9 protein-coding genes are annotated in these 12805 nt (G+C 54.8%); 4 read left to right on the forward strand and 5 right to left on the reverse strand.

The annotated features are described in order from the left end of the window. A partial coding sequence (locus FS806_RS18835; protein WP_144939717.1) for an IS1380-like element ISPaen1 family transposase occupies positions 1-1433 on the reverse strand: 1433 nt, incomplete at its 3' end. An 809-nt stretch (positions 1434-2242) separates the two neighbouring features. Here FS806_RS18835 and FS806_RS18840 point away from each other — a divergent pair. The 3 genes from FS806_RS18840 to FS806_RS18850 all read left to right on the forward strand — a co-directional run bounded on the left by FS806_RS18840 (position 2243) and on the right by FS806_RS18850 (position 8523). After that, on the forward strand, positions 2243-4024 hold the full coding sequence (locus FS806_RS18840; RefSeq protein ID WP_313960604.1) for an ABC-ATPase domain-containing protein: 1782 nt from the start codon (positions 2243-2245) through the stop codon (positions 4022-4024). Between the two features lie 225 nt (positions 4025-4249). Then, entirely contained in the window at positions 4250-5995 is a 1746-nt protein-coding gene (locus FS806_RS18845; RefSeq protein ID WP_144939719.1) for an RNA polymerase sigma factor, read from the forward strand. Beyond that, on the forward strand, positions 5992-8523 hold the full coding sequence (locus tag FS806_RS18850; RefSeq protein ID WP_144939721.1) for a hypothetical protein: 2532 nt from the start codon (positions 5992-5994) through the stop codon (positions 8521-8523). Before FS806_RS18845 ends, FS806_RS18850 begins: the two co-directional genes overlap by 4 nt. A 589-nt stretch (positions 8524-9112) precedes the next feature. On the opposite strand, the gene FS806_RS18855 is transcribed toward FS806_RS18850, so the two are convergent. The 3 genes from FS806_RS18855 to FS806_RS18865 form a co-directional block, all read right to left on the reverse strand. Then, complete coding sequence (locus FS806_RS18855; RefSeq protein ID WP_144939723.1) at positions 9113-9502, reverse strand: ankyrin repeat domain-containing protein; 390 nt, start codon at positions 9500-9502, stop codon at positions 9113-9115. 143 nt (positions 9503-9645) lie between these two features. Further along, on the reverse strand, positions 9646-10464 hold the full coding sequence (locus FS806_RS18860; protein ID WP_144939725.1) for a GNAT family N-acetyltransferase: 819 nt from the start codon (positions 10462-10464) through the stop codon (positions 9646-9648). Continuing rightward, positions 10461-11354 carry an ankyrin repeat domain-containing protein gene (locus tag FS806_RS18865; RefSeq protein ID WP_144939727.1) on the reverse strand — a complete coding sequence of 298 codons (894 nt, stop codon included), beginning with the start codon at positions 11352-11354 and terminating at the stop codon, positions 10461-10463. Before FS806_RS18865 ends, FS806_RS18860 begins: the two co-directional genes overlap by 4 nt. Before the next feature lie 389 nt (positions 11355-11743). Between FS806_RS18865 and FS806_RS18870 the strand changes: the two genes are divergently transcribed. After that, entirely contained in the window at positions 11744-12106 is a 363-nt protein-coding gene (locus FS806_RS18870) for a VOC family protein (protein WP_144939729.1), read from the forward strand. 162 nt (positions 12107-12268) lie between these two features. On the opposite strand, the gene FS806_RS18875 is transcribed toward FS806_RS18870, so the two are convergent. Beyond that, entirely contained in the window at positions 12269-12562 is a 294-nt protein-coding gene (locus FS806_RS18875; protein ID WP_144939731.1) for a hypothetical protein, read from the reverse strand. Between the last annotated feature and the right edge of the window lie 243 nt (positions 12563-12805).

The following is a 12805-nucleotide window of genomic DNA, read 5'->3' on the forward strand; positions in this document are numbered from 1 at the left end:
AACGCTCTAAGCTTGTGTTGCATGGTGTCGACGATGCCAGCGAGCGTCGGATTCGGCGCAAGCCGGATATGCTGGTAGCGACCGGAGCCGACCACATTGCCGGGTACCCGGATCACCGCTCGGCGAATCGTTTGGACTTCGCACCGCTGCAAGGTTTCCGGCATCAGCGTCTGTTTGAACCAGACCATCACGTTGTAGGCAATGGCCTTGATCCAGCTGAACAGCAGGTTGCGGAGCATGGAATGTTGGCTGTTTTGTTCCACCGCATAACCTTCTTTCAATTCATCGATGCGATTCTCGATGTTGGCGCGCTTGTTGTACGAGCGAAGCAGCATGAGCGGCTTGAGATCGGTATTGGTGACAATGGCTTGGAAGGAATAGGTCGTGAGAGCCATCGTCAATTGGCCATCGGTTGTACGCTCGGTTTCGTGGGCTTCCCGGTAGATGACACAGCGCCTGGCTTTCTCCCAGTTGGTAAGGAGAATCGGGATGTCGGCAGCAGCCCAACGATCATCCTCGTCTGCGAACGTAATGTGCTCTTCCTTTTCGTTCAGCGTCTCCCAAAAGGCGGGATGCTGCTGCAGATAAGCGATGGCCTTCTTGACGGTCGCTTTCTTCGGGAGCTTGAAGATGTACTGCCAGCCGCGTTCTTCGGCGTACGCCATGACAGCTTCGTCGGCAAAACCGCAGTCGGCCCGGATGCCTTCGACGATCCATTCCGGCGGCAGCATCGCTTCGACTTCTTTAACGAACGAGAGCAAATCCTTCATGCCGTTCATGTTGCCGGGATTCAGTTGCAAGTGGATCAGCTCGCCGCTTCCGGCGATGAAAGCAACCCGGATCTTGTACGAGGGACGTCCGTGGTAACGCGGATTGTAGCCGTTTGTCGCGCCTTCCTGCTCCCCGAACAGCGTGATGACCGTGTCGTCGATGTCGATCCAGACCAGGCGCTTTTCGCCCGTCCGCGCCTTATGTGCCAGCAAATCCCGGTTTAACGCGACAAGCTGAATCAGATGGCTCCAGGTGAGTTTGCCCAGGAAATTGCGAAAGGTGCTTTCGTCAGGAAAACGCTCGATGCCGGTAACGATCTGGTAACCAGGGTCCGACTGCAGGGCATTCATATGTGAAAAACGTGTGTGGCCGAGCAGCGCGCAGTCCAGCAGGTGATCGACGAGCTTTTCGGCCGTGTAGACACAGTTGGCTTTTTGTTCCAGATGAACGTGACTCTCGATAAGGGTGTCCAGACCGATGAGTTCCTTGAACCTGGCAAGGAACTGGAAGTTCCCGGCTTCCGTGACGGTGTTGTTGTCGAATGTGACCGGTCTCAACTTCTTCATGATCTGCTTGATTCGGCGACGCTCCGCAAGAATTTCAATTCGGCGTTCGCGGCGTGATTTTCGTTCTGGCGCATGGTTCGTTGCTTGTGGTACCATGTTGCTAGGGACACTTCCTCTCGTTGGTTATTCGTGGTGGTTTAACCTTTGACAAGAGGCTTGCAGTGTCCTGTTTATTTTGCAAAAAAATTGGCAACTTTTTATGACGAAAATGCCTTGTCACAACGTGAATCTCTCAGATTTTGGCTAGGCTACATTCCGAATTCATGTTGAAAACTCCCTATTTGGTGACCTACACACTGAGTTTCAAAGAACGGGAACTGGAGCTGCACTACGAAATGAATGTATCCCTATCTCCTCATACTAAGGAATTTACAATCGCGGGGCATTGTATTTAACAATGGGAGGAGAGCGCCAAAACCTCGCCTTGGGCTATGGTGAATCACGTTGCCGGCCTCTTCCTGTTCCCGGTCCTTCCACGGAATCTTGTAATTGATGATAGGTTTAGCATGAGAGAAGCGATCTAACTGTATTTTATGCTGGCAGTTTGGAGCGCATTTCCAATAATGGCTGTACTAGCTTGAATCCATCTATTTCGATAATCTGCTGGTGCCGTTGCAAGCGGAATGGTGCGTCTAGCTGTATTTTGTACAGGTAGATTCAAGCGAATGGGCGAAAATGATCAAACCAACTGGATAAACTACAGTTAAAATGGGCAACTTTGGGCGAAACGGCTGTTTTGGCGCAAATTAGCTGTAGGTTTTCCAGTTAGTCTCCATATTTCTTCCGAAATATAGAAATATAACTGTATGAAATCCACTTAGTTGCCCATGCCGCTCACCCTTCATGAGGTAATCAATATAACGCGAATTAAGTATGCACGAATATACCCGTCGGGCAGACTTTTATTGAGCAGATACAGGAAAAATACGGTCGAAAGCTATATGGACAATTTGCCGGAAAGGATGTTGAACTTAAAGGTGGAAAGGCTGGAACGCAAGCTGCAAGCCATAGATGGCAAAGGATACAAAGCTTATAAAGAAATACAGGGCTCTTATGATGGAAAAGGCTTCACGCTGCATATAGACTATGTCCAGGGAGATCCGTTCGCGTCCCCGTCCCGAATTCGCGTGGTGGTGAATCCGCTAAGCAAGCCGTTCAAGGCCGAATGGCTGGAGGCGGCTTGGAGAAAAACAGCGCTGGAGGACTTCCTTGCCCGTGAGGTGGGACAGACGATTCGGACTAAGCAGCCTGCTGCCAAACGGGACGGCGGGACGGGATCCAGCGGGTTGATCTGGATCGACGCTCCGGGCCAGGAGGTGCTGATGAGGACGGCGGTCGTCGCCCGATTAGAGCAGGTGGAGGTGCGCTTGTCGGTCGGCCTGCCGGCGGCCGATCGGCGTATTCTGGGCAAACAAGCGGCCGGCCTGCTGTGCCGCGTAGTGCCCGATATCGTTCTGCAGGCCATGAGCGGCTTCTCATGGGAGGCACTGCAGGAGCATCTTCGCACGGCGGACCGCCAACAGGCGATTCGCGAATATTTGAAGCGCGAACGATGCGTGGCTTTTGTCGCCAATGGGGCGATCCTGCCCAGGGAAAGCGGCGTCAGCAATCGCCCGTTGAGCCGCGGGAACGTTATTCCGTTCCAGGCTCCTCCGTCCATGGAACGAAGCATTCCGCTGCCGGATGGAACGACAATTACCGGTATGGCTGTTCCGGAGGGAGTGACACTGATCGTCGGCGGGGGCTACCATGGCAAAAGCACGCTGCTGCAGGCGATAGAACGCGGAGTCTACAACCACCTTCCGGGGGACGGAAGGGAGTACGTCATTACAGACGAGAGCGCCTGCAAGATTCGGGCGGAGGACGGTCGCCGGGTGGAGAAGGTGGACATTACTCCGTTTATCTCCAACCTCCCGTTCGGCAAAGATACGAACCGGTTTACGACCGAAGATGCCAGCGGAAGTACTTCTCAGGCGGCAAACATTATGGAGGCGCTCGAAATGAAAACCCGCTGTTTGTTGATCGACGAGGATACGAGCGCCACGAATTTCCTCGTGCGGGATGCCAGAATGCAGCGGCTGGTGGGTAAGGAGAAGGAGCCGATCACCCCGTTCATCGACCGGGTCCGGGAACTGTATGACCGGCATGGAGTATCCACCATTATCGTCCTGGGGGGCTCCGGAGATTATTTCGACGCGGCCGACCGGGTAATTATGATGGATGAGTATTCTCCAAGGGATGTGACGGAGGAGGCCCTCGCCATTGCGCGCGAGCTCGATAGCCGCCGGCAGACGGAACGGGGCGAGGGGTTCACGGCGCCGACAGAGCGTTATCCGCTTCCTGACAGCTTCGATGCTGCTGCCGGCAAGAAGGAAAAGATTTCGGCGAAAGGTTTATCCGCGATTCTGATCGGCCGATCGCAGGTCGACCTGTCGAACGTGGAGCAGCTTGCGGATCCGAGCCAAACCCGGGCGATAGCGGATATGCTCCGGATCCTGTTCCGTCGCAGCTTTAGCAAAGGCGAAGGTTTGAGGGAAGCGATAGACCGGCTATATGAGCAGGTGGCCGGAGAAGGGCTGGATGTGATTTCGCCATTTCGTGGACAGCATCCCGGGGATTTGGCGCTGCCGCGAAAGCACGAGCTCGCCGCCGCCATTAACCGGATGAGAACGCTGAGGGTGAAATAACTTTGTAACAGCATCAGTGACGATGGAAAACCAGACAGCGATTAATGTCGCGTCGCGGTTTTCTTTTTTTTGTAGAAGGGAGTGGCGGGCAGTATTGCGAATTAGTTAGTACCCGTTATTTCAACGTTCTAAAGAGATAACATACCAGGGCTGCGCTTGGAAAACAGATGGAGAATCGCAGTCTGAAATAAATTTTTCTATTTGGGCCAACTTTTTTCGTTAAATATGTCCAAAATCCGGGCCCTAGAGCATCTATCCTATTATGCGGTGAAGGAGGGGAGGAGAACGAAGAAGCCAATCGAAATGGACGAGAGGGAGACCGTGCTTGTGAATAGAGCCCGGCAAGGGGATTCGGAGGCATTTGGCGAGCTGGTCCGGCTGCATCGGGAAAGAGCCGTCGGAATTGCCAGGAGGATTGTCCGTGACCGGATGAAGGCGGAGGATGTCGTACAGAATGCTTTGATTCAGGCGTTCAAGCATATAGACCGGCTTGCGGATGTGGAGAGATTTGCCCCATGGCTGTCCCGGATCGTCCGCAACGAAGCGTTAATGGATGTGCGTCGGACAGCGCGAGTATCCCGCGAAACGGTGTTCAGCAGCCTGCCGGTTAAAGAGGATGCGGGAGCTAATGGCGAGCTGAGGCCCGATCTGGACAGCTTATTATACCGGCTTGCGAGGAATACGGAGGGGCCGACCGTGGGGGCAGCCGATCCGGAGCGTGTGTGGCTTCAGAGGGAGTTTTTTGCCGCGGTTCATCGAATGCTGCACGGATTATCGGCTGGAGAACGGGAGGTGTTCGAAGCCCATGTGTTCCGGCAGCTGTCGCCCCGGGAGATTGCAGACGCCTTGGGAATGAGCGAAGGGAGCGTATATAAAGCGATCTCCCGTTCACGGCATAAGGTCAAACAAGCGCGAGTGCGCGAATATTTGCGCGACAGGATGGAAGCCGCTTCTCACGGAATGCTGCGTAAGGCCAACAATCTTCTGCCCATGCGATGGACTGCCGAAGAATGGAGAAGCGCGGAAACCTCGTTTGCAGTTTGTGCCTTTCTATATATGCGGAATATCGGCTGCGGGGATGTGACGGTATCCGATGTTATGGGGCTAACCGGTCAGGCGTTCCGCATCAGTCTGGATGCGTCCAGGATAGGGGTGTCGGGACCGGCCATGTATTTCTGGGAGCCGGTCTTCGCCGAAGGGCTGGCCAACCTGGGGCTGCGGGCCCGGCATGTTGGAGACGGCGGTACGGCTCCCTCCGCGTACATGCTGGGAGAGGCCGTCGCGCTGGCGAGGGAAGAGATTGCGGCCGGACGTGCCGTTATCGCCTGGGACCTGTTCGCCCCGAAATTCGGGCTGCTCTACGGCTATGACGATGCCCGGCAGCAATTCACCGGAGATGACGGCAGCGGACCGGGCAAGATTGCGTACGACCGGCTAGGGCGCGGCGAGGACGGAGGGGTGTTCGTGCTGGCTATGGAGCCTGACCGGCATATTTCTCCGGTTTCGCCGGAGGCAGCCTTGAAGAGAGCTATTGCGATGGTGGAAGCCCATGCATACGGCGAACGGTCCTTCCCGGGTTATGCTAACGGATTAGCCTCCTATGAAGCCTGGATGGCGGCTATTCGCAACGGTACGGTAGATGCGTTGGGCAACAGCTATACGCTATTAATTGCAGCCGATGCCAGGCGGCATGCCGTTCGATTTTTAAGAAAATGGACCGCAGGCTGGCAAGGGGAGAAGGAACGTCTTGCGTTCGAAGCGGAGGGTTATTACTACGAGGCGGCCGCATGCTTCGCCCGGTTGGCTTCCCGGTTTCCTTTTCCATCCGGGGGAGATCCGCTGGACCCGGAAGAAGCGAAGGAAGCCGTCAGGCTGCTGCAGCAAATCAAAGCTTGTGAAGAGGCCGGATTAACCGCCTTAAGGCGGTTGTCCCGCTGTCTTTCGAATGAAGAGGAGGGGAAGGGACGATGATGAAAGAGCAGATGGCCCATAGCACAGCAACCGAAGAGCTGGTATGGATAACCGTTTATCGGGAGGGACGGTCTGTGGACCGGCTTGTCGCTCATCCGGACAGTAAGCCGGTACGTATGGCGGAGGGGATGCAGTTCACGGATTCGTTCGGCATCCATCCCGCCTTGACGGAGCGTCATTATCGGACCCCGCTATCGCTTGAAGCGACCGTGATGACGGACAGCACCAATATTGTGCTTGTCTATGGAAAAGGGCAGGTCATACTGAACTGGGACCGGCGGGAGGATCTTCTCCATGTTCGGCATCCGGTGACGGGCCAAGCCTTTAATATGCCTGGGCTGGGCAGCGTGCCGGCCGGCCGTTGGCATCAGGTGGAATGGGTGATTGCGGAGGATGTCATGCGCTTTCTCGTGAATGGGGAAGAGCGGTTTGCGCTTCCGGGAAACTATCGCGGGCTCCAAGGTCCGATCGGCATTCGTACCGGCTGGCGGGCGAATCTGCGGGTGGGGATGCTGGCCGTGAAGGAGCATCGGCCTGCCGACTTCGTATCCGCCGCAGACAATGGAGCAGCGAAGAGCCGAACCTTCACACTTCCCGGATATCGGCCCGCGCCGCATGAGCATTCCCTGTGGGCATGCTTGCTCGGAGCCATGCATTATTATAACCGCTATATCGACGAGAGCGACTGGATGGGGGTGAGCGGGCTGGCCTTCTTCCCTCCCCGCAGCGTATTTGACAAGGATGACGAGAATCTCCGCCTCCTGCAGGCACAGGCCCGTCTGCTTGGGATTGACATCCAACCGGCGGAGACGGATCATGCAGCGGATTTGCTGGCGGAAGGGGTGCCGTTGTTCGCCGGCTTTAAGGGGAAACGGCCATATATGGCCGTAACCGGATGCGAGGGGCGATCCCTGATATTCGAATGCCCGGAAAGAGGCGGTTTGGCGTTCTATCCGGATGAACAGCTTCAGGAAGGAGAGGCGCCGCGAATCTATTCGGTGCGTCAGGTTGAGGGGACGGACCGTCGTCATCAAATGGAAGCAGCCTTCCGATTGGCTGCCAAGGCGGGGGAGGACAATGCTCATGCGTACAGGAAATGGCTTGAGGCCATTTCGGATACGGCGGACGACCCTTCCCGGCATGCCGGAATCGCTTCGGAGTGGCGGAAGGCCCGCGAGCAGGCTGTACTGTATTTGCACCGGAGCATGGAGCAAGCCGGTCCTTCCCTGACCGAACTGATTAAAGAAGGGAGCCGGTTATATCAAACGATTGCCGCCGCTCTCGGCGAGGCGGAGCGATGGTTTCTGGATGGCGCGTCTTCGCGACCGTCAGACCCGGATTGGCAGACGAAGGCTGCGGACTCGATTAGCCGCGCGGCTTCTCTGGAAAGCTCCGTGTCGGAGATCATGCGGCGGCTGTCGGAGGAGCTGGGCCATCAAACAATGCTGGAAGGTCTGCGTTACCACGGCATGAGCTGCATGTCTCCCTTTAATACCTACCGGGGAATAGTTAACTATTACGGGATTGCTTGCTCCGATGCCTGGCTGCAGGGAATCACCGGAAGGCCCTTGTTATTTGCCATGCATGAACGGATTAACGTCCATGATTTCTGCATCCCGCTGCCGGAGCGTCGTTTGGTTGAATTGTTCGGCAACATCGGCTTGGACATCGGCGGGGTGGAAGGCTGCGCCCGTGGCGAAGCCTACCGCTCACTGCTGCGGGAGGCATGGGACGCCGCAAGGAAGGCGATAGATGAAGGCTGGGCCTGCTTCGGGCGGGCTGTCGATTTCCCCGGAGGCGAATACTCGATTATCCGCGGGTATGACCGGGACGGATATTATACAAGCTCATGGCATGGGCCGTCGGAGCGGGCCATCCCTTGGACGATGTACGGTTCCGGGCAATGCCCTTGTGAGCCCTGTACGGCTCGCCGGGTGAACTTCCAGGACGAGGGCCCGGTTCGAACGGTATGCCGTTGTGACGAATGTCAGCGAAATCAGCAGAGGGGCGCTATTCTGTCTCCACAGGAGGAGGGGGAGGTTCGGCTATATTGGGCCAGGCCGAAGCCGGCTCCCAGCGACCGCACGGCGGTGCGGGAAGCCTTGCAGCTCGCCGTGGAGTTCGCCGATCCTGCGGGCAAGTGGGCGCAGCCGGGCATGGTCACCGGGCCGGATGCGTTTGACGTTCTTATACGGGCATTGGAGAAAGGGCAGTATGACGGCTGGTATTTGGGGCTGCATGCCAATGCCTGGAGGGAGCTGCGTCACTCCGGCTGGAGGTTCCTCATCGAGGCGAAGGAACGGCTGAACGATCCGGCTCTGGATGCCGCTTTCGATGCGGCCATCGGTTATGCTGCGAAGCTGAACGAAGCATTCGGGCAGTTGAACGAAATGTTTCCGTGGATGCAGCCGTTCGGACCGATTCCGGATGTCGAGCGGCGTTACGCGGCTGCTGATTTAATGAGAGGGGCCAAACAGGCGGAGATCGGAGCAGTTCAGGCCTACCGCCGGCTGGTGGAGCTTCTGTAAGCCTGTGTGTTCAAGCCCCGGTAAGCTGTATATGTACGGCTTATCGGGGCTTTGTAAAGTTCCGGGGCTCCCTGTTAAAGGGATGTTAAAGCCACCCATCAAAGCAAAGTCATTATGAGTAAGTGGCCATGAAAAGGAACGTTTAGACACCATAAAGCGGGGCCGTAGAGAAATTGCTGCGATAATGCATGAATTATGAGCCGATTCGTGGTACTCAAGGAGAAAAGCTGCGATAATGCATGAATTTTCGAATAAATTCGCCCGAAGGCTCCTAGAACGAGAATAAAGATGTATTTTAGCAGGCTTTGCTGTGGGCACGGAGCCAAACGGTCAAAAGCATGCAGATTTGCAGGCTTTTTCTAACTACGTTTGAAAGGTTAGCAATAAAGCATTAACATGGGGCCAAATTTCAGTCGGCATAAAAAGGTACCTCTAATACCGGGTTATTCATCTCAAGTACCGGGGCTCCCCGCAAAGTACCCGGAATGCCATACGTCACTTTGTGGGGTATTTACGGGGCTCCCCGCAAAGTACCCGGAATACGCTTCGAAGGCCATACGTTACTTTGTGGAGCCTTGTACTCGGGCGACTATACAGCAAGAGCTTCAAGAAACCGAACCACTTCTAACGAATGCTCTCCTCCCGCTTTGGCATGCCCGATTAACGGAATGGTATGAGGTCCCTTGGAATGAAGGGCTTCCGGGTTATCCTGAAGGATGGCTTTGACGATGTCCAGCTTGCCCAGCATGGCGGCGGCGAACAGATCGATTCGGGCCCCTTGTTCCAGCAGATAGAGCGCGATGTCGCGCCTGCCCATGTGGGCTGCTGCGCCTAATGCCGTCTCCCAATCTCCATTGCCCCAATCCCATGCGGCATTAAGCAGCCCGGGGTGCTGCTCCAGCATCTCCTTAACCTTATCGAAATCGGCATGAGCCTGGTACACAAAATCTTTGACTAAATCAGGGGCAAGTTCCGGCATAGGGCTATCCTCTCCTTGGCGATTGATTAAGGTCATTTATTAAAGCATTAATTAAAGCAAGCAATATTTAAAAGCATTAATCGAAATCGATGATAGTCGCGTTAGAAAAGATTCAAGTGATGAGAGCGAGCAAAGGTTCAAGGCTAGGTGGTAACGGTGCCCCAGACCGCGCGCGTCCACGCGATTCGCATCCCGGCTCTCTCCATATTGTTCTGGCTGGTGCCGGCGAAGCTCGCCTGTGCCGCTACGAGTCTGCAATCCGCCTTATACGCATCATGCATCCGTCTTAACAGAAGCGCGGTATGCAGCCCCTTCCTCCGGAATTGAGGAGCGGTTGCGGCCAGAGTGCAGGAAGCGATGTCATCGCTTATATGCATGACAGCTACGGCAGCCGGCTGCTCCTGCCACGATGCCAGGTAGATTCTCCAGCCCGGCCTTCCCAGCAGGCCGATATTGTTATTGAAGAAATGATGCTTGTGTACCGGGGCCATCCCCGATCCGACACAATGAACTTCCGCATAGTGCTGGAAATCCTCTTCATCCTTCACTTCACGGATGGAGATTTCTGCGGGCAGCGCGGGCAGTTCGGCTTTCGGCAGCCCATACAGGACGGAGTGGAAGCCCTCCTGCTGCAAGCCATGCCGGGCCAGTTCCTTGAACAGCTCCGGGCTGCAGTCGACAGGGTTGATATCCATCTGGAAGGCTCTCTGCCGTTCCCGGTAGAATTGAACGATTTCCTCCAGCCGTTTCAGGTCCTCGTGGGAGAACCCTTTTACGGAATTGAACAGGCTCCAGGGCATTTCTCTAACATAGAAGGCCGTCGATTTCCCGAAACGCCGAATTTCGACGCCGTTCGGATTTCCTTCCCGTTCGCCAATAGAGCTGATTCTCGAAGTAAAAAATTCGACTTCCGACTGCTGAATCCGCCGGGCCCATTCCTCGTTAATGACGGGAAGCTTCAAATTGGATCCCTCCCATCTGCAGGGTTAGCAGCCGCCATAATAAGGCGGGCGGCTTCGAGATTGCCTTTCATCCGTGCGTATTCTTCCGGCGTTAGCTTATCGCTGTTTACAATGCGGGGATTGGCGCCTTCCTTAAGCAGCAGCCCGATGATTTCGGTCCGGTTGAAATGGGCCGCAACATGCAAAGGAGTAAAGCCGCGACGAGCCTCCCCCTCACACTGCGAATCGATGTCGGTACCGTGCCGGAGCAGCAGTTTGACGAGATTAAGATGGTTGGCGGCAATGGCGGCATGCAGCGGAGTATTGTCAAGCTTGCCGTCCTTCCCTTTAAGATTGGGATCGGCCCCGTTGTCGAGCAAATAAGCCGCCGCCTCCTCGTTGCCGAAATGCGCCGCAAGACCGAGCGGGGTGTACCCGTCGAAGCTGTGGCTGTTGACCAATTCCGGGGACGCGCTTACCAGCTCCCGGATTCTCGATGTATTGCCGACTGCGGCCGCCTCATACAAGCTCAGCTCGGCCCCTCTTTGCAGGAGCAGCTCCCGGATCTCGTTAGCCCGGTAGTAAGCGGACATCAGGATGGCGGTTTGGCCCTCTTCGGTCTTGGCGTCCTTCAGCTTCTCATCGATATCCAGAAGCTGCTTGACTTTGTCCAGATTATGGCTCTTCACCGCGTCGAGCATTTCGTTCTTCAAATCGCGGACTTGGGCCTCCAAGGCTTTGGCCTTGAGCAGCAGCTCTTCGGAGGACTGCACCCCGATGCTGACAAATTGGGAGGCTGCTTCGGAGCGGCTTTGCGCAAGCCCAGAATTGACCAACAAATCCACCGCCTGGAGAGTGGTTTCATCCAGCCTTACGGAGATGACGATGCTTCTTTTTGACTTTCTGCTCATAAATAAACACCCGAATGTAATTTTGTAATAAGTATTACAAGTTTAATATATCATTGGAATGAAAAAAATGTCAAAGCCGATGCGTAAGGTAGAACCCGGGTAGACAGCCAGGATGGGCGCAATAGGGTAGAACCCGGTAGACAGCCATGATGGGGCAATAGAGATAGAATCCGGGGAGCAGCAGGATAGGCATTTTTACGAGATTATGGGGTGAATCGGGGATTCCGGGTTTTAGCTCCCGGGGAAGAAGACAGAATAATAAAGTCCAGTTAAGCACTCCAGACGTCAGGGGGCTGTGGCGGCAGATCGCTTAGCCTTCGCCATAATTTGCTGACGGGATACGAACAATATCTATGAAACGATTATTGGGGACGAAAGGATGGATAATGATGATCAAACAGATAGCTACAGTTGCGGTTTATGTGGAGGATCAAGAGAAATCACTGCAATTTTGGACCGAGAAGGTCGGCTTTGAAGTGGTGGCCAATCATCCGATGGGCCCCCAAGCTCGCTGGATGGAAGTCGCGCCCCCGGGAGCTCAATCGCGCCTCGTCCTATATCCGAAGAAATTGATGCCGAATTCCGAGGAGTTGAAAGCCTCTATTGTATTCGAATGCGAAGACATTCAGGGCACCTACGACCGCCTGGCCGGCAATGGGGTAGAATTTATGGAGCCCCCCAACCAAATGGCCTGGGGAACTTATGCCCGGTTTAAAGATATAGACGGTAATGAATTTTTGCTGAAAGGGTAATCAACGACCTAGCACGCCGAGTGCAGGCTCGTCCGATGAAACCGCCGGAAATCGAGATAGAGAAGAGGTTCTTCCGAATTGCGATTTCTATTCAGGTAATCCTGTATGCCAGGCTGTCGCGTTTCCATCGGACGGGCCGTCTTGTTGTGCAAAATCAAAGCATTACCGGGAGTATTCCGGCTCTTCTCCGTCATAAGACCGATTATCGTCCGCAAATAAACCGGCCTCCGCATCCGACTCCTCATTCGCATCGTCTTGCTTCTCCTCTTCAGACCATTCATATTTATTCATCGCTGGTTTCACTTCCTGGAAAAAAGGAGTCCATTCCTCAAATTCGGCTTGCTCCTCCTTTTTGGCCGGAAACAGCATGACACCAATAGCCGTAAGGGTACAGGTGACCACAATAACGACGGTAAACAATAGAACCGATCCCCAGGGCTGCAGCCAATCCGTCATCCCGCTCACCTCCTTTCCTTGACCGGACTATGTTCAAATATAAGAAAGTATAAGTTTTCATCTATACCTGTTCTTATATTTCATCGGTAAACGCGCCCGTCCTAAGGACGGCGATAGCCGTTTATCGGCTTCTCCTTATATTTTTACCCGATGGGGCTTTGGAATAAACGCCCAGGTGACCTAATCGGCTGTTCCCGCATCCCGAAGAGCTCTTACAAATTAAAGATGTACAACAGCGGATGT

Source organism: Paenibacillus sp. 32O-W, assembly GCF_007679495.1.
GTDB classification, from domain to species: domain Bacteria; phylum Bacillota; class Bacilli; order Paenibacillales; family NBRC-103111; genus Paenibacillus_L; species Paenibacillus_L residui.